Origin of the sequence: Gilliamella sp. wkB308 (assembly GCF_001690185.1) — a bacterium.
GTDB lineage: Bacteria > Pseudomonadota > Gammaproteobacteria > Enterobacterales > Orbaceae > Gilliamella > Gilliamella apicola_I.
This window is the reverse complement of sequence record NZ_LZGN01000042.1, coordinates 50,885-70,432: the sequence shown is the minus strand read 5'-3', so window position 1 is coordinate 70,432 and position 19,548 is coordinate 50,885. Positions and strand designations below refer to the sequence as shown.

13 protein-coding genes are annotated in these 19,548 nt (G+C 36.5%); 12 read left to right on the top strand and 1 reads right to left on the bottom strand.

The window, feature by feature from the left end:
- Window positions 1–15 precede the first annotated feature (15 nt).
- The 12 genes from parE (at window position 16) to A9G10_RS11335 (ending at window position 18,385) form a co-directional block, all read left to right on the top strand.
- Window positions 16–1,905, top strand: a complete 1,890-nt coding sequence (parE, locus tag A9G10_RS11390; protein WP_065559628.1) for a DNA topoisomerase IV subunit B — start codon at window positions 16–18, stop codon at window positions 1,903–1,905.
- A gap of 27 nt (window positions 1,906–1,932) precedes the next feature.
- On the top strand, window positions 1,933–4,161 hold the full coding sequence (gene parC / locus A9G10_RS11385) for a DNA topoisomerase IV subunit A (RefSeq protein WP_065559627.1): 2,229 nt from the start codon (window positions 1,933–1,935) through the stop codon (window positions 4,159–4,161).
- A 1-nt stretch (window position 4,162) separates the two neighbouring features.
- Entirely contained in the window at window positions 4,163–5,014 is an 852-nt protein-coding gene (gene djlA, locus A9G10_RS11380) for a co-chaperone DjlA (protein ID WP_065559626.1), read from the top strand.
- 14 nt (window positions 5,015–5,028) lie between these two features.
- Entirely contained in the window at window positions 5,029–6,471 is a 1,443-nt protein-coding gene (locus A9G10_RS11375) for a TrkH family potassium uptake protein (protein WP_065559645.1), read from the top strand.
- Between the two features lie 142 nt (window positions 6,472–6,613).
- The gene (locus A9G10_RS11370) at window positions 6,614–8,182 is read left to right on the top strand and encodes a TerC family protein (RefSeq protein ID WP_065559625.1); all 1,569 of its coding nucleotides are present in this window, start codon (window positions 6,614–6,616) and stop codon (window positions 8,180–8,182) included.
- A 542-nt stretch (window positions 8,183–8,724) separates the two neighbouring features.
- The gene (locus A9G10_RS11365; RefSeq protein WP_065559624.1) at window positions 8,725–10,035 is read left to right on the top strand and encodes an NCS2 family permease; all 1,311 of its coding nucleotides are present in this window, start codon (window positions 8,725–8,727) and stop codon (window positions 10,033–10,035) included.
- A gap of 301 nt (window positions 10,036–10,336) precedes the next feature.
- Window positions 10,337–10,711, top strand: coding sequence for a 30S ribosomal protein S12 (gene rpsL, locus A9G10_RS11360; RefSeq protein ID WP_025316630.1), 375 nt, complete (start codon window positions 10,337–10,339; stop codon window positions 10,709–10,711).
- Window positions 10,712–10,810: 99 nt separating this feature from the next.
- Window positions 10,811–11,281: a 30S ribosomal protein S7 gene (rpsG, locus tag A9G10_RS11355; RefSeq protein ID WP_065559623.1), complete on the top strand. Its 471-nt coding sequence runs from the start codon at window positions 10,811–10,813 to the stop codon at window positions 11,279–11,281.
- A gap of 109 nt (window positions 11,282–11,390) precedes the next feature.
- Entirely contained in the window at window positions 11,391–13,496 is a 2,106-nt protein-coding gene (gene fusA, locus A9G10_RS11350; RefSeq protein ID WP_065559622.1) for an elongation factor G, read from the top strand.
- A 68-nt stretch (window positions 13,497–13,564) separates the two neighbouring features.
- Window positions 13,565–14,749: an elongation factor Tu gene (gene tuf, locus A9G10_RS11345; protein WP_065558713.1), complete on the top strand. Its 1,185-nt coding sequence runs from the start codon at window positions 13,565–13,567 to the stop codon at window positions 14,747–14,749.
- Window positions 14,750–15,132: 383 nt separating this feature from the next.
- Window positions 15,133–17,175 carry an ATP-binding protein gene (locus A9G10_RS11340; RefSeq protein WP_065558004.1) on the top strand — a complete coding sequence of 681 codons (2,043 nt, stop codon included), beginning with the start codon at window positions 15,133–15,135 and terminating at the stop codon, window positions 17,173–17,175.
- A gap of 1 nt (window position 17,176) precedes the next feature.
- Window positions 17,177–18,385 carry a modification methylase gene (locus A9G10_RS11335; RefSeq protein ID WP_065558005.1) on the top strand — a complete coding sequence of 403 codons (1,209 nt, stop codon included), beginning with the start codon at window positions 17,177–17,179 and terminating at the stop codon, window positions 18,383–18,385.
- Window positions 18,386–18,390: 5 nt separating this feature from the next.
- On the opposite strand, the gene A9G10_RS11330 is transcribed toward A9G10_RS11335, so the two are convergent.
- Window positions 18,391–19,068 carry a JAB domain-containing protein gene (locus tag A9G10_RS11330; protein WP_065558006.1) on the bottom strand — a complete coding sequence of 226 codons (678 nt, stop codon included), beginning with the start codon at window positions 19,066–19,068 and terminating at the stop codon, window positions 18,391–18,393.
- Between the last annotated feature and the right edge of the window lie 480 nt (window positions 19,069–19,548).

The window sequence follows — 19,548 nt, the reverse complement described above, 5'->3', positions numbered from 1 at the left end:
ATAAATAGAAAAACTATGTCACAATCTACTTATAACGCTGTTGATATTGAAGTCTTAAAAGGGCTCGATCCTGTTCGTCATCGTCCAGGCATGTATACCGACACGGCTCGCCCAAATCATTTAGGGCAAGAGGTTATCGATAATAGTGTCGATGAAGCGATAGCCGGTCATGCTCGTCAAGTTAAAGTCACGCTTTATGAAGATAATTCATTAGAAGTCATTGATGATGGTCGGGGTATGCCTGTTGATATTCATCCCGAAGAAGGGGTACCGGCTATTGAATTATTACTTTGCCGTTTACACGCTGGCGGTAAATTTTCTAATAAAAATTATCAATTCTCTGGTGGGCTTCATGGTGTGGGTATCTCAGTTGTTAATGCGCTATCTAAACGGGTTGAAGTCACCGTTAACCGAGATGGCCAAGTGTACCAAATTGCGTTTGAAAATGGCGAAAAAGTCGAAGATCTACATGTGACAGGCACGTGTGGACGTCGTAATACAGGCACAAAAGTTCATTTTTGGCCAGACGAAAAATATTTTGATTCACCAAGATTTTCAGTACCCCGTTTATCTCATCTACTTAAAGCAAAAGCGGTACTTTGCCCTGGTCTTGAAATTATCTTTAAAGATAAAATTAACAACACCGAACAACGCTGGTGTTATCAAGATGGCTTAAAAGATTACTTAATGGAATCCGTCAGTGGTTACTCACTACTACCGGAAGAGCCATTTACCGGCAGTCATACCGGTGATACAGAAGCCGTTGAATGGGCACTCTTGTGGATGCCGGAAGGTGGCGAACTGCTAACAGAAAGCTATGTTAACTTAATTCCAACGGTGCAAGGCGGTACCCATGTCAATGGTTTACGCCAAGGGTTGCTTGATGCAATGCGTGAATTTTGTGAATTTCGTAATTTGTTACCACGTGGCATAAAATTGACGGCTGATGATATTTGGGAACGCTGTGCTTATGTGTTATCAGTTAAAATGCAAGAGCCACAATTTGCAGGACAAACCAAAGAGCGCTTATCATCCAGACAAAGTGCTGCATTTGTATCTGCCATTGTTAAAGATGCCTTTAGTTTGTGGTTAAATCAGCATGTACAAACCGCTGAATTACTAGCGGAAATGGTGATCTCCAGTGCACAACGACGATTAAGAGCTTCAAAAAAAGTTATTCGTAAAAAATTAACCAGCGGTCCGGCATTACCGGGCAAGCTTGCGGACTGTTCATCACAAGACTTAAGCCGAACTGAACTCTTTTTAGTGGAAGGCGATTCCGCAGGTGGATCAGCTAAACAGGCTCGAGACCGTGAATATCAAGCGATAATGCCATTAAAAGGTAAAATTTTAAATACTTGGGAAGTCTCATCAGATGAAGTCCTTGGTTCTCAAGAAATCCACGATATTTCGGTCGCTATCGGTATTGATCCTGATAGTGATGATTTAAGTCAATTACGATATGGTAAAATCTGTATTTTAGCCGATGCCGATTCTGACGGTTTACATATTGCCACCCTGCTTTGTGCGCTATTTGTTCGTCACTTTCGTGCAATGGTCGAACACGGACATGTCTTTGTTGCCATGCCACCATTATATCGTATCGATCTTGGTAAAGAAGTCCATTACGCCTTAGATGAAGAAGAGAAAGAAGGAATTTTAGATCAGCTTAAACGGAAAAAAGGCAAACCGAATGTACAACGTTTTAAAGGTCTAGGTGAGATGAATCCACTGCAACTGCGTGAAACAACGATGGACCCAAATACTCGCCGTTTAGTACAGTTATCATTAGATAATTCAGAAGAAACAATGGCGTTAATGGATATGTTACTTGCTAAAAAACGTTCAGAAGATCGCCGTGAATGGTTGCAAGAAAAAGGTGACCAAGTCCAACTTGATGTCTAACATAAAGAATGATTTAGAGGAACAAGAATGAGTGAGATAACTCATGACGGAGTAGAAGTTCAGTCGCTACGTACCTTTACAGAAAGCGCTTATTTAAACTACTCTATGTATGTCATTATGGATCGTGCACTACCTTTTATTGGTGACGGTTTAAAACCAGTGCAACGCCGTATTGTTTATGCCATGTCAGAATTAGGGCTTAACGCTCAGGCTAAATTTAAAAAATCAGCACGTACTGTCGGCGACGTTTTAGGTAAATATCATCCACATGGTGATAGCGCCTGTTATGAAGCAATGGTACTGATGGCACAACCATTTTCTTACCGTTATCCATTGGTTGACGGACAAGGTAACTGGGGGGCGCCAGATGATCCAAAATCGTTTGCGGCAATGCGTTATACCGAATCACGCCTTTCCAAATATGCCGAACTACTATTAGGCGAATTAGGACAAGGTACGGTCGATTATACCCCTAACTTTGATGGAACCTTACAAGAGCCGAAAATGTTACCGGCAAGATTACCGAATATTCTATTGAATGGTACTACGGGCATTGCTGTTGGAATGGCGACCGATATTCCCCCCCATAATATTCGTGAAGTAGCCAGTGCAGCGATTATGCTTGCTGACAATCCGAAAGCCACGCTAAGCGAAGTAATGGCTCACATACAAGGGCCAGACTTTCCAACTGAGGCAGAAATCATCACCCCTCGACAAGATATAGAAAAAATCTATAAGACAGGGCGTGGTTCAATTCGTATGCGCGCTGTATGGAAAAAAGAAGAAGGCGATATCGTTATTACTGATCTGCCACATCAGGTTTCAGGTGCGAAAATTTTAGAGCAAATTGCCTCGCAAATGCGTGCCAAAAAGCTACCATTAATTGAAGATTTACGTGATGAATCTGATCATGAAAATCCCACACGACTCGTCATTGTACCTCGCTCTAATCGTGTTGACTTAGAACAGGTCATGAATCACCTGTTTGCCACAACCGATCTGGAAAAAAGCTATCGGGTCAATATGAATATGATTGGGCTAGACAATCGCCCATCCGTCAAAGGGTTAGTTGAAATTTTAACTGAATGGTTAGAATATCGTCGTAATACGGTAACCAGACGTTTAAATTACCGTTTAGACAAAGTATTAAAACGCCTTCATATTTTAGATGGTTTACTTATCGCCTTTTTGAATATCGATGAAGTCATTGAGATTATTCGCTATGAAGACGATCCTAAAACAGAGTTAATGCAACGGTTTAATTTAACTGAAATCCAATCTGAATCGATTTTAGAGTTAAAACTTCGTCATTTAGCTAAACTTGAAGAGATGCGTATCAAAGGTGAGCAAAGTGATCTCGCTAAAGAGCGTGATCAGTTGCAAGCGTTACTCGGTTCGCCTAGAAAATTGAATAGTTTAATTAAAAAAGAACTTCAACAAGACGCTGATAAATACGGAGATGAACGTCGTTCTCCAATTGTTGAACGCAGTGAAGCAAAAGCCATTACCGAACAAGAACTAATACCGTCAGAACCGGTGACCATTGTCTTATCAGAAATGGGGTGGGTAAGAGCGGCTAAAGGTCATGATATTGATCCAACAGGACTGAGTTACAAAGCTGGCGATAGTTTTAAATCGGCTGCAAAAGGAAAAAGTAATCAACCTGTGGTATTTATTGACTCAACGGGTCGTAGCTATGCCATTGAACCCAATACATTACCTTCAGCGCGAGGACAAGGCGAACCACTTACGGGTAAATTAGCATTACCTGCTGGTGCAAGCGTTGAACATGTGTTGATGTCAGCGAATGACAATCAAAAATTTTTACTTGCCTCAAGTGCGGGTTATGGATTTATATGTCAATTTAATGATTTAGTCGCGCGTAACCGAAACGGTAAAGCCATAATTAATCTACCGAATAATGCAAAAGTACTCACGCCTATTGAAATTTCAAATGACGAAAGCTTACTTTTATCCATTACCCAAGCAGGACGGATGCTTATTTTCCCTGTAAAAGATCTCCCCGAACTGGCAAAAGGCAAAGGAAACAAAATTATCTCATTATCCAATGCAGATGACAGCCTTGCCTATATGATTTTAATTACACCGGAAACATCCATCACCTTATATGTTGGCAAACGCAAACTTACCCTGAATCCTGTTGATTTACAAAAATTTAGGGCAGAACGTGCTCGTAAAGGTAGCGCTTTACCACGTGGACTACAAAAAATAGATCGAATTGAGGTAAACAAATAGTATGTCTTTTATTTGGGCGATTATTACAGGCTTTGTATTAAGCATTGTATTAAAATCGGGATGGGGTTATTTACTTGGATTTTTTGTTGGTCCAATGCTCTATCAAACCCTTTGTAACAAGTTAAACCAGCAAAGAACGCAAACTAATCCAACTTTATATTTAACCATTGTTTTTGAAGTACTTGGTCATCTCAGTAAAGCAAAAGGCGTGGTCACACAAGATGACATCAATCTTGCACGCCATTTTATGGATAGACTACAACTTGATAGCAACAGTAGACGACTTGCGCAAGACTCATTTAATCGAGGTAAAGCTGCGGATTACCCTCTTCGAGCTCGTTTAAAAGAGATATATATTCAATACCGCTTTCGACGTAATGTGTTAAATATTTTTTGTGAACAACTCATTCAAGCGGCACTGGTTGATGGTCATTTAGATGAAAAAGAGTCACAAATATTGTATATTGTGGCAGAAGAATTTAATATTCCTCGTCAACAAATGACCATGTATATTAAAATGATGATGGGAAGCTACCATTTTCGTCAAAATGGTCATTACCAAAATCAATACCAAGATCAGCATTACCAATATCAACAAAATCATCAACATCAGGGCTATCAAGGTCGTTCAGCACAATCAGATCTACAAAATGCATACAAAATTTTAGGTATCGAATCATCAGCCGAAATTACAGAAATAAAAAAAGCATATCGAAAACTAATGAATGAGCATCATCCCGATAAGTTAGTGTCAAAAGGCTTACCTAAAGAGATGCTTGAAGCTGCCAAAAAACGCGCTCAAGAGATTCAAGCTGCTTATGATCTCATAAAAGTATCGCGCGGATTTAAATAGAGACAACAACGATGATGCATTGGCGTTCAATTATTCGAATTGTAGGATTATTGATAACATTATTATCTGTTTTCATGTTATTACCTGCTCTAGTCGCATTAATTTATCGTGATGGCGCTGGTGCGATATTTCTTCGTTCTTTCTTTGCTGCCTTGATTTTAGGCGGCTTATTATGGTTACCAAATCGACACCAACGTCACGAACTTAACACCCGTGAAGGTTTTTTTATTGTGGTGCTATTTTGGGTTGTGTTAGGCACAATTGGCGCTTTTCCATTTATTTTTGATAATCACATCAATTTAAATTTAACAACAGCATTTTTCGAATCCTTTTCTGGTCTAACAACAACGGGGGCAACCACCATTGTCAAGTTAGACCATTTACCTAAAGCATTACTATTTTATCGACAATTACTGCAATGGCTTGGCGGAATGGGGATAATCGTGTTAGCGGTTGCTATCCTACCGTTATTGGGTGTTGGGGGGATGCAACTTTATCGTGCTGAAATTCCCGGCCCACAAAAAGACAGTAAAATGCGCCCACGTATTGCCGAAACAGCAAAAACCCTTTGGTCAATCTATATTCTACTTACCACACTATGCGCAATCTGCTTGTGGTTTGCAGGCATGAATGTATTTGATGCTATCTCCCATAGCTTTTCAACGATTTCAATGGGGGGATTTTCCACCCATGATGATAATCTGGCTTACTTCAATAGCCCGGCAATCAACTATATTGTTACCCTATTTTTAATCTTATCTGGCTGTAACTTTGCGCTCCATTTTGCCGCATTAAGCGGTTTTTCAATAAAAGTTTACTGGCGAGACCAAGAGTTTAGAACATTTATTTTCATTCTATTAATACTGATCGCCATATGCGCAGTGGTTATCTTTTTCTATAAACCTCATCGCCTTAGTATTGATAAAATCATATTACAAGTCGTGTCCATATCATCGACAGCAGGATTTTCTGTAGATGATATTAATACTTGGCCTTCATCATTACCTATTTTTCTACTTTGTGCCTCGTTCATTGGTGGTTGTGCCGGTTCGACAGGGGGTGGCTTAAAAGTGGTCAGAGTACTACTTTTATTTATGCAAGGTTCGCGTGAGCTAAAACGATTAATCCATCCAAACGCTATCTATACCTTAAAATTAAATCATCGAGTTGTACCTGAACGAATTATCGAATCAGTTTGGGGATTCTTTTCTGCTTACGCTTTAGTTTTTCTAATTAGTTTATTTATCATTATGGCAACAGGCGTTGATGCAACCGACTCATTTTATATTGTTGCCTCTTCACTGAATAATTTAGGTGTTGGGCTTGGTAGTGTCAGTGATAATTTTGCCCATGTCAGTGATGTGGTGAGATGGGTGATGGTGGTCGATATGCTATTTGGACGACTAGAAATATTTACATTATTAGTCCTTTTTACACCAACATTTTGGCGAAGTTAACCTTAAACTCAAACACCCATAAAAATAAAACTTTTTGCCAAATTATGCAAAATTCATAAATATTTTATTGATTATTTAGTCAATTACATAGAAAATTAGAACGCAGCATGTGCTGTGTTTATTAGAGGTAATCACCTGACATATGGAATGGATCATGGATCCTACAATCTGGATTGGTTTATCCACCCTGATTGTACTTGAAATCGTCCTTGGTATTGATAACATTGTTTTTATTGCCATTCTTGCCGAGAAGCTTCCACCACACCAACGCGATAAAGCACGCATCACTGGTCTTGCTTTTGCATTAATTACTCGCATTATTTTATTAATGTTCACCGGTTGGTTAGTCACACTCACGACACCACTATTTACAGCGTTTGGTATTAGTTTTAATGCCCGCCAACTTATTATGTTAGTGGGAGGCATATTTTTACTGTTTAAAGCCACCATGGAACTCAATGAACGTCTTGAAGGTGCAGCTCACGAAGAAGGAAAATCGAAAAAAACCTCACACTTTTGGACTGTCGTTGTACAAATCGTTATTTTAGATGCCGTGTTTTCTCTCGATTCAGTGATTACAGCGGTCGGTATGGTTGAAAATATTCCGGTCATGATTATTGCCGTTTGTGTGGCAATTTGCATTATGATGGTCGCAAGTAAACCGTTAGCCTATTTTGTCAATTCTCATCCCACCATTGTTATTCTTTGCTTGAGCTTTTTATTAATGATCGGCTTTAGTTTAGTTGCGGAAGGATTTGGTTTTGCCATTCCAAAAGGCTATTTATACGCTGCTATTGGTTTTTCAATCATGATTGAGTTTTTTAATCAGTTAGCTATATTCAACCGTCGCAAAGCATTGAATAAAAAACCATTGCGAGAACGGACTGCCGAAGCGATCTTACATCTACTGAAAGGAGATGTTGAAGAAGATCCAGATACTCACACAATTGATACCGTATCAGATAACAATAAAAAAGAATCTGTCTTCAACCATCAAGAACTTAACATGGTTGAACGCGTACTTGGACTGGCACAACGATCGGTCAGTAGCATTATGACAGCAAGGTTAGATGTTGATATGGTTAATATCAATGACGACCGTGAAACAATTTTGAAAGAGATTTTTGAAAATCCTCATTCACGATTAGTCGTAACTGATAATGCGTCGATTGACGAACCTTTAGGTATTATTCAAGTTAACGACCTGTTAAAAGATGTTTTGCAAAATAAAGAACCAATCGATATTAATTCTTTAATTAAGCAACCGCTAATCTTTCCCGAAACGGTATCGTTACTTGTTGCGTTAGAACAATTTAAAAAAGCCAAAACCCATTTTGCTTTTGTGGTTGATGAATTTGGTTCCATGCAGGGCGTGGTTTCAGTCACCGACATCATCGAAACTATCGCTGGCGATTTTCCAACCGAAGAGGAAGAAATTGACGCCAAACATGATATTCAATGTCTGGATGATAATACGTGGATTGCCAATGGTTATATTCCGGTTGAAGAGTTGGTTCGATTTGTCCCAATCCCAATTGATGATAAACGTGAATATCATACCCTTGCAGGATTATTGATGGAAAAAGCTCAGCATTTACTTGAAGTCGGTGAGACCATGCAAATAGGTGATTACCTATTTGAAATAGCTGAAATTGAAAGCCATCGTATTTTAAAAGTTAAAATTACTTTGAACAAACTTGATTCAATTTAATGAACCAAGGACATACTCAATCGTAACTCATTATTAATGGGTTACGATATCTTAAAAATTATTCAATATTCATTATCCTCACTAAAAATCCAACATTAGATGTTGAACCATTGGTTTTAAAGATTATTTTTGTCTTCTAATAAAACAATAATAAGTGATTAGATTTGTCTCCATTACGCTATAAACAGATGAGTTAACCAAAAACAGGTAAATACCCATCCTATTATCTATTTAAAGATGCTATAAAATACGCAGATAAATTATGATTAATTTAATCAGGATTCACTATTTCATCATCGCAACTTAATGACTATATGAAATTTACTATTAAAGTCAGTTTTTAATACAGGTATTTATTAATAAAGGCTGAGCAGAATAATGCTTGACCTGTTAAAAGAAGCGGTAATAATAATGCAGTGAATTTTGTACTGTATAAGCAAGCCAATCACCACAATTGTCACGCTTGACTAATGATAAGCAAAAGTGTGGTTATGGCATTATACAAATATTCATTATTATTAACCTAAACTAGGCCTTAACTTATGAATTCAATATTCGAAAAAATATTTCAATTGAAAGCAAAAAAAACCACCATTGGTACTGAAGTGATTGCAGGATGTACGACATTTCTTACTATGGTCTATATCATCTTTGTTAATCCGTCCATTTTGTCAGCAACAGGCATGGACACCTCAGCAGTATTTGTATTAACCTGCTTAGTAACAGCCTTTGCATCGATTTTAATGGGTATGTTTGCTAATTTACCGATAGCACTGGCGCCTGCTATGGGACTCAATGTATTTTTTGCCTATGGCATGTGTGGCGCAATGGGCTATTCTTGGCAAGTGGGAATGGGCGCTATATTTTGGGGATCGTTAATCTTTTTTGCACTATCCCTTTTTAAAGTTCGCCATTGGCTAATAGAACATATTCCACAATGTTTACGTGTTGGTATCAGTGCGGGTATTGGACTGTTTATTGCGTTTATGGGCTTTCAAAATATGGGGATTGTGGTTAGCTCTCCATCAACACTATTAACCTTAGGCAATATTCTATCTCTTAAAGTCTTATTAGGTTCTTTGGGTTTTTTCATTATTATTATTTTAGCTGCACGCAACTTCCATGCTGCGGTTTTAATCTCTATTCTCGTGGTCACATTACTTGCTCTGTGGCTGGATCCTAATATTCATTATGAAGGCATCGCCTCTATTCCACCAAGCGTTTCAAGCGTAGTTGGTCATGTTGATCTAGCCGGTTCACTTAATATCGGTATTATGGGCGTTATATTTTCCGTCATGATCGTCAGCTTATTTGATTCATCAGGTACGATTTTAGCCTTGACCGACAAAGCTGGCATTTCAGACGAAAAAGGACGCTTCCCTAAAATGCGTCAAGCATTATTAATTGATAGTTTCAGTTCATCACTTGGTGGGCTTTTTGGGACTTCATCAGTTCTCACTTACATTGAAAGTTCAGCGGGTATTTCCGTAGGTGGTCGCACCGGTTTAACTGCCGTTGTCGTTGGGATTTTATTTTTAATGATGACGTTCCTATCACCTTTAGCGCATTTAGTCCCAACTTATGCAACATCTGGCGCACTAATATTTGTGGGAATCTTAATGGTATCAAGTTTAGTGAAAGTTAACTGGTCTGATTTAACTGATGCAACACCAGCCTTTATTACTGCACTGATGATGCCTTTTGCTTTCGCCATTACTGAAGGAGTTGCACTTGGTTTTATCTCTTATGTGGTATTAAAAACTTTTACCGGTAAATTTAAAGAACTCAATCTTTGTGTCATCATTTTTGCTGTACTATTTGCACTTAAATTTATCTTTATCGATCATCATTAATCGTCATTCCTCATCAATGCTATTGATGAGGACCCCCTCAATCTTTAACTAGTATATCCCTTTTCAGTTGGCGTAAACGTCAAAAAGTGAACGTTTTTACTACTCACTTATTGGGCATTTTCTTACCAATGAATAAAGTACACATCCGATAGTTAAATGCGAGCAAAAACTTGACATTATCCTTGTTGAGGTCTAGAATCTTGCGACCCAAAACTTATATATTTAGGTTTTGGTCTACAGTTATTAATTACGTATCTAAAATGCAATTTTAAATTTATTTTAATTAATCAGGAGCTTATTAATGGCAACAATTAATCAGCTGGTACGCAAACCAAGAGCACTTAAGGAAGTTAAAAGTAACGTTCCTGCACTTGAAGCATGCCCGCAAAAACGCGGTGTTTGTACTCGTGTTTACACGACTACACCGAAAAAACCTAACTCAGCATTACGTAAAGTATGCCGTGTACGTTTAACCAACGGTTTTGAAGTTACTTCTTACATCGGTGGTGAAGGTCATAACTTGCAAGAACATAGCGTGATTTTAATCCGCGGTGGTCGTGTTAAAGATTTACCTGGTGTTCGTTATCACACTGTTCGTGGTGCATTAGACTGCGCAGGTGTTAAAGATCGCAAACAAAGCCGTTCTAAATACGGTGTAAAACGACCTAAAGCTTAATGGAACTCCGTTAAGTAAGGCCAAACTATATAATTCCATTTAACTCATTTGAGTTTTGGGTAAACCTGAAAATTTATAACATATAAACGGAGTATTCCAATGCCACGTCGTCATGTTGTCGGTCAAAGAAAAATTCTACCTGATCCGAAATTCGGTTCAGATTTGCTGGCGAAATTTGTAAATATTTTAATGATAGATGGTAAAAAATCTATCGCAGAATCAATCGTATATTCAGCTCTTGATAAATTAGCTGAGCGTAGTGGAAAAGACCACTTAGCAGCTTTCGAAGTTGCACTAGATAACGTAAGACCAACTGTAGAAGTTAAGTCTCGTCGCGTTGGTGGTTCTACATACCAAGTTCCTGTTGAAGTGCGCCCTGTTCGTCGTAATGCACTTGCAATGCGTTGGATTGTAGAAGCTGCTCGTAAACGTGGCGATAAATCAATGGCTCTACGCCTTGCGAATGAACTTATGGATGCTTTTGAAAACAAAGGCACTGCTGTGAAAAAACGCGAAGATGTTCATCGTATGGCTGAGGCTAATAGAGCGTTTGCACACTATCGTTGGTAATCTTTCCACTCGTATTAAGTGGCTTGAAATTAGACTGACAGCACATATCTACTGTCAGTCAACCTAAATGATATTTTATTAAGCAAACGATTCTAAATAGAGGATTAATATGGCTCGTACAACCCCTATAGCACGCTACCGTAATATCGGTATCAGTGCACATATTGACGCAGGTAAAACGACAACTACTGAACGTATTTTGTTTTACACTGGCGTAAGTCACAAAATTGGTGAGGTTCATGATGGCGCAGCTACCATGGACTGGATGGAACAAGAACAAGAACGTGGTATTACTATCACGTCTGCGGCTACAACTGCATTCTGGTCTGGTATGGGACAACAATTTGAACCACACCGTATCAATATCATCGACACCCCGGGACACGTTGACTTCACCATCGAAGTAGAACGTTCTATGCGTGTTCTTGATGGTGCAGTAATGGTTTACTGTGCGGTTGGTGGTGTTCAACCTCAATCAGAAACAGTATGGCGCCAAGCTAACAAATATAAAGTTCCGCGTATCGCATTTGTAAACAAAATGGACCGTATGGGTGCTAACTTCTTACGTGTGGTTGAGCAAATCAAAACACGTTTAGCGGCAGTGCCTGTTCCATTAGTATTACCAATCGGTGCTGAAGAAGGCTTTACTGGTGTTGTTGATTTACTTAAACGTAAAGCAATTAACTGGAACGATGCAGACCAAGGTACAACCTTTACTTATGAAGATGTACCAGCAGACATGGTTGAGCAAGTTGAAGAATGGCGTGCAAACTTAATCGAAGCTGCAGCAGAAGCTAACGAAGAGTTAATGGAAAAATACCTAGGTGGTGATGAGTTAACTGAAGAAGAAGTTAAAAAAGCACTACGTGAACGCGTACTTGCTAACGAAATCATCTTGGTAACATGTGGTAGTGCATTTAAAAATAAAGGCGTTCAGTTCATGCTTGACGCAGTTATTGAATATCTACCTGCACCAACCGATGTTCCTGCGATTAAAGGTGAATTACAAAATGGTGAACCAGCAGAACGTCATTCAAGTGATGATGAACCATTTGCTGCACTTGCATTTAAAATTGCAACTGACCCATTTGTTGGTAACTTAACCTTCTTCCGCGTTTACTCTGGTGTAGTTAACTCTGGTGACTCAGTACTTAACTCAGTTAAAGATCGTAAAGAACGCTTTGGTCGTATCGTACAGATGCATGCGAACAAACGTGAAGAAATCAAAGAAGTTCGTGCGGGTGACATTGCAGCAGCAATCGGTCTTAAAGATGTCACAACTGGTGATACGCTTTGTGCTGAAAATTCACCAATTATTCTTGAAAGAATGGAATTCCCTGAGCCGGTTATCTCGGTTGCAGTAGAACCTAAAACTAAAGCTGACCAAGAAAAAATGGGTATTGCTTTAGGTCGTTTGGCAAAAGAAGATCCATCATTCCGTGTCTGGACTGATGAAGAATCAAACCAAACTATCATTGCTGGTATGGGTGAATTACATCTTGAAATCATCGTAGACCGTATGAAACGTGAATTTAACGTTGAAGCGAATGTCGGTAAACCTCAAGTTGCTTACCGTGAAACAATTCGTACAACAGTTAAAGACATCGAAGGAAAACATGCAAAACAATCTGGTGGTCGTGGTCAATACGGTCATGTTGTTATCGACATGTATCCATTAGAAGCGGGTGGTGCTGGTTACGAATTTGTTAACGAAATCAAAGGTGGGGTAATTCCTGGTGAATTTATTCCTGCAGTAGATAAAGGTATCCAAGAGCAATTAAAATCAGGTCCTTTAGCTGGCTATCCTGTTGTGGATCTCGGTGTGCGTTTACATTTTGGTTCTTACCATGATGTCGACTCATCCGAAATTGCCTTTAAACTTGCCGCATCAATGGCATTTAAAGAAGGCTTCATGAAAGCTAAACCTGTGCTTTTAGAACCAATTATGAAAGTAGAAGTTGAAACCCCTGAAGATTATATGGGTGACGTTATCGGTGACTTAAACCGTCGTCGTGGTATGATCGAAGGCATGGATGATACTGCAACAGGTAAAACTGTTCGTGCGCAAGTACCTCTTTCAGAAATGTTTGGCTATGCGACAGACCTTCGTTCACAAACACAAGGTCGTGCTTCTTACTCTATGGAGTTCTTGAAGTATAACGAAGCACCTTCAAACATCGTAACAGCAATTATTGAAGCTCGTAAAGCGAAATAATTATTTATATAAATAAAGTAACACTTCCCTACAAAATGAGGGAAGTGATTTAATAAAGGAACATTAAGATGTCTAAAGAAAAATTTGAACGTACAAAACCCCACGTTAACGTTGGTACAATCGGTCACGTTGACCATGGTAAAACAACTTTAACTGCTGCAATTACTTCTGTTCTTGCTAAAAAATACGGCGGACAAGCTCGTGCATTCGATCAAATCGATAACGCACCAGAAGAAAAAGCTCGTGGTATTACCATCAATACTTCACACGTTGAATACGATACACCAACTCGTCACTACGCACACGTAGACTGCCCAGGCCATGCTGACTATGTTAAAAACATGATTACCGGTGCAGCACAAATGGACGGTGCTATCTTAGTAGTAGCAGCAACTGATGGTCCTATGCCACAAACTCGTGAGCACATCCTTTTAGGTCGTCAAGTAGGTGTTCCTTACATCATCGTATTCTTAAACAAATGTGATATGGTTGATGATGAAGAGTTATTAGAATTAGTTGAAATGGAAGTACGTGAACTTCTATCTCAATACGACTTCCCGGGTGATGATACACCAGTTATTCGTGGTTCAGCGTTAAAAGCGTTAGAAGGCGATGCTGCATGGGAAGACAAAATTGTTGAATTAGCGGAAGCGTTAGACACTTATATCCCAGAGCCACAACGTGATATCGACAAACCATTCCTATTACCAATTGAAGACGTGTTCTCAATTTCAGGTCGTGGTACAGTGGTAACAGGTCGTGTAGAAAGCGGTATTATCAAAGTTGGTGAAGATGTTGAAATCGTTGGTATCAAACCAACAGCAAAAACAACTTGTACTGGTGTTGAAATGTTCCGTAAATTACTAGACGAAGGTCGTGCTGGTGAAAACGTAGGTGTATTACTTCGTGGTACTAAACGTGAAGAAATCGAACGCGGTCAAGTATTAGCAAAACCAGGTTCAATCACGCCACATACAGATTTCGAATCAGAAGTGTATATCTTAAGTAAAGATGAAGGTGGTCGTCACACTCCATTCTTCAAAGGTTACCGTCCACAGTTCTACTTCCGTACAACTGACGTGACTGGTACAATCGAATTACCGGAAGGCGTAGAAATGGTAATGCCAGGCGATAACATCAAAATGTCAGTATCATTAATTCACCCAATCGCGATGGCAGAAGGTTTACGTTTTGCGATTCGTGAAGGTGGTCGTACTGTTGGTGCAGGTGTTGTTGCTAAGGTTATTAAATAATTTAAAACCTTCTATCGCATCACCGATGCAAACAAGTAAGAAAGGCGTACATTGTGCGCCTTTTTTATTGTGCTTTTTAAGCAACGTTAAAACAAATCTTGGTTTTAAATCAATTATATTCTTTTTATCCTTTCAATTAACCTAAAAACACATAGATTGATAGTTTACTTAAAAATTCATATATTCCCTCCAAATTCTTCGATTAACCATAATCAGTGCCGTATTTACTCATTTATATATTGATTGACATTAACAAATTATATTTAAAATAAAGATAAAAAAACATATTAAATACAGACTATTACTTTATTTTCAGAAAGATTTTATATATCATTTAAATTATCTTTACTAGATCTTTTCGCATAAAATAATGAGGAAAATGTATGAAACCAATTGGAATGAAAGTAGATGGTAATATAATTAGTGAACTTTCAGATAAAATACCTACCCATATAGTTGCTTTAAATGAACTTATCAAAAATGCCTATGATGCCTTTGCAACTGAAGTTATTATCACCCTTGATACAATTAATAAAAAACTGGTTATTAAAGATAATGGCTTAGGAATGGATGATAGAGGTATTAAGAAGCTTTTCCATATTTCCAATAGCGACAAAAAGTTTGGAAAACTTATCCGTAATAAGGAAAGCAAATTAAAAAGATATACACAGGGTTCCAAAGGATTAGGTTTTTTATCTGTTTTTAAATTTGGCGCTAATGTTATATGGGTAACAAATAAAAATAAAAAAAAGATAACATTTTCAGTCAATAAAGATGAATTAATTTCACTAAAAAATCTAGCTACCTATCGTGTAGAAACAAAGGAAGAAATATCTACTGAAATAGGTACGACTATTACAATTGATCTCTATCAAGACGATAATGATGATTTAGAGAAATATTTTTCACAAGACAAAAATATTAAAAAATTAGTTAATGCCTTTTATGATGATCAATTTAAAATAGTTTTAAAGACAAATCATGGTCAATATGAAAATGAAAGTCATGCTAATTTTGTAGATATAGATAAAGAAGATCAGCTTTTTTATATTACATATTCATCCGAAAAATCAAAAATTGAGTTTTTTTATAAAGGTGGAAAATATGATGAAATAAAGTATGACATTAATACTAATGATTACAAATTAGATATAGAGTTAATTGCATATTCTTTCAAATCAGGCGGTACGAAAAAAGTTTCACAATTATATTATCGAGAACATGATGATGCACTAATTCCATTAATTTATGTCAATAATAATTTATTTCATAATTATACTTTATTCGACCCAAGTATATTCAGAAAAAAGAGATCTGGGAATGTATTACCACAACTAATTGGTCATATTAAAATCATAAGTTCTCATCCTTTAATGGAGTTTAATTCTGATAGAACTAATTTTGTACAAAACAAATTAACATCTAACATCAAGGAAAAGTTAAAGGAATTAAACCAAAAGATTCAGGAGGATGGCTCTTTTTTTAGGAATAAAATTAAAGAAAAATTTGGAAATGTCGAAACTGGAGCTGCATATCCTTATGATATAAACAAATCTACATCAACAAATGGTAAAGAAAGAAATCTTTTACCTCAACCTGCTCAAATAACTTTACGACAAAAACTAAAAAGAATAACTATCCCTTCAGGACAAATAAATCTTTTAAAAGAAATTACGTTTGCTTGTAATAGTAGCGGGGAGCAGATAGATCTTGTTCAAGATATACAAATAGAAATTGATGGAGAAAAAGCTACCAAATTTATTTTACAAAGTCAGGATTCACCATGTGAAAAATCAATTAAATATATTTACAATGATTCAATAACTGGAAAGGTAGTTGAAAACTTAAAACTAATATTTGAATTACCGGAAGCTATGATCACAGCTAACAGTAAAAAAAGCTTATTTAATCTTCCTTTAACTAAAGACTATTCAATCAAGATTCCATATGTTTCGAAATTAATAGTTCAACTTGAAAAAATTTATAAACAAAAAGGAGAATATAATGAAACCATTGCTTGCGCATTGAGAAGTATCTTTGAGTTATGTAGTGATTATTTAAAAAATAAAGATCCTAATATTTTCCCAATTTCCTTAACTATAAATGAATTAGAATCTAGAGTTAAATATATTATTGAATTCATAGCATTAAATAATAAACTGAAGACTGAATTGAGTAAAACTATAGCTATAGATTATAAGTCTTTCAATAAGTTATTAGATAAAGAAGAATTTTTAAATATGGTGAAAAAAGCTCATTTAGGAGCTCATAAATCAATGCTTTATTTATCAGATTCAGAAATAAATGATATAGCAAAAAAAGCTGGGTTATTTGCTGTTCTTTCTGATGCCTTGTTATATAATGTTTCTGATAATATTATTTCTGAATGTAAAAAACCAGAACCACTAAACAGTAAAGGGAAATAAAATGTTAGGTGATATATCATTCCGTAATTATAAAAAAAATGATATACATGGTTTAGCGCTTTATCCTGCAACTATGATAGCGCCAGTTCAAAATCTTATTCTTCAAGAACTTTTAAAATCGGAAAATATTGAATCTGTTTTTGATCCTTTTTTTGGCTCAGGTACAGCACTTTACGAAGCATTGGAATTATGTCCTGATATTGAACTAGTTGGTTGTGATATCAATCCTCTAGCCCATTTAATAACAAAAGTGAAATTACAAGGAATAACAAAAAGTATAAAAATTGATATAGAAAAATTAAAAAATTATTTAAATAATGTTGAAATAGATGATTTTTCATTTCCGAATATGAATAAATGGTTTCGTTCAGATATTATTATTAGTCTAAAAAAAATTCGCCAATCTATTATTTTGATAAAAAGTAAAAGGAATAGACTCTATTTTTGGTCAATTTTAAGTACATTTATTCGCAAATATAGTAATACACGTAGTTCAACATATAAATTACACGTTAAAGACATTGAATGTATTCAACGTATGAAGAATAATTTAATAGATGATTTTCTTACTAGCGTTGAACAAAATATTTCAAAATTCACTATTTCATCGTCTAATTTGAAGTTATATAAAAACGATTCTTTAAAACAATTGGCTAAATTCAAAAAAAATTCAATAGATTTATCTATATCATCACCACCCTATGGGGATAATGCAACAACAGTACCCTATGGACAGTTTTCATCATTAGCACTCCATTGGATTGATAAAAAAGATTTGGCTTTTGATGGTTGGGAATTAGATAATTATTCAGCAATAGATCGAAAGAGTTTAGGTGGATTTTATAAAGGTCCAATTGAAAACGAGACAGGGAATTTATTATTACAACCGTATTTAGACGATATATCACTTTCAAAACAAAAAAAAGTAATTAGCTTTTTTAAAGATTATTTCTTATTTCTTGATGAACTATGCAGAGTTACCAAAAAATATATTGTGTTGACTTTGGGAAATCGTACTGTTGATGGAGTTAATATCAACCTAACATCAATCACTCAAGAATACTTAGAACATAAAAATTTCAGAAATATCTATGAATGCAACCGAGAGATTCCTAATAAACGAATACCAAAATTAACATCGAAAGTGAACAATAATTCTGTTTTTTCGATGAGTAAAGAGTTTGTTATTATTCATAGAAAAACTATCTAAGAGGGTTATTTTTTCACAACCCTCTCCACCGCCTTCACCGTTATCCCCAGAATTTTAGCAATATCCTCAACCGAAACACCTTTTTTCAACAATGCATTAATCAGTATTTTCTTTTCAGACTCTGCTTTTTCTCGACGTGCTTTTTCTATTTTTGTTTTATCCCTTTCAACCGCCAACTTCTCTTTAGCAATCAACTTTTCTTCCTTACGAATACGTTCAACCACTTGATAAGTTGGGACGTATTTTAGGCTTTGTTCTAACTCGTCCATAAGTTTAGTACTGCGGAAGCTGATATAGGATTTTGGGGTGATGATTAGGTGGTCGATTAGGTCGATATTTAAAATTCGTCCGACTTGGATTAGGCGATCGGTGATATCTTTATCTGCTTCGGACGGCGTCAGTGATCCTGACGGGTGGTTATGTACTAATATCACGCGTGAGGCGTTTTTCATTACCGCAACACGAAATACATTCATCGGTTCAACGTCGACCGATTTATAACTGCCAAGTGCAATCAGTTCGATATACAGGATATAACCAGCTTGATTCATCCCAATCATCCAAAGATGCTCTTTTTCTTGGTCGATTTGGTTATCACGCAATAACACACGTTGCATAATGCTGTAGACATCGTCTGTGCCTTCAATATAGCGTTTGTCATGCTTGGTTAGTTTTATATCCATTTTATCACCTTGTAAAATCAATTAAAAAATAATATAGCATATTTTTCTTAGACTTAGCAGTAGTTAATTAATCTTGGTCATACCTGTGATGATTATTTTATGCTTGCCTGATAGGTTCATCGTAAACTGCAATAAAAATCATTTAGCATTTTAGTTTGGATTCTAATTTTACTAATTTTTATTAGGAAACACCTAAAATAACAGCAGATAATTCAATATCAACAATCCAATCTAATGAGTTCAACAGTTTAAAATAGTTGGGCGTTTTTTTGACTAGTTCGGACAAATGATTATTGCTTCAAAGCAAGCTTACTTGATATTTTTTGTATCCCACCAATAAAATAATGACAGCATAATAATATTGCCGGGTAGATTATAAAATTGAGGGTTATCATTGATGTGATACCTAACATCCCCATAATAAAATCTAGATTAAAAATCGATTTATAATCATCTCCCATAATTAATATGAAGAAAATT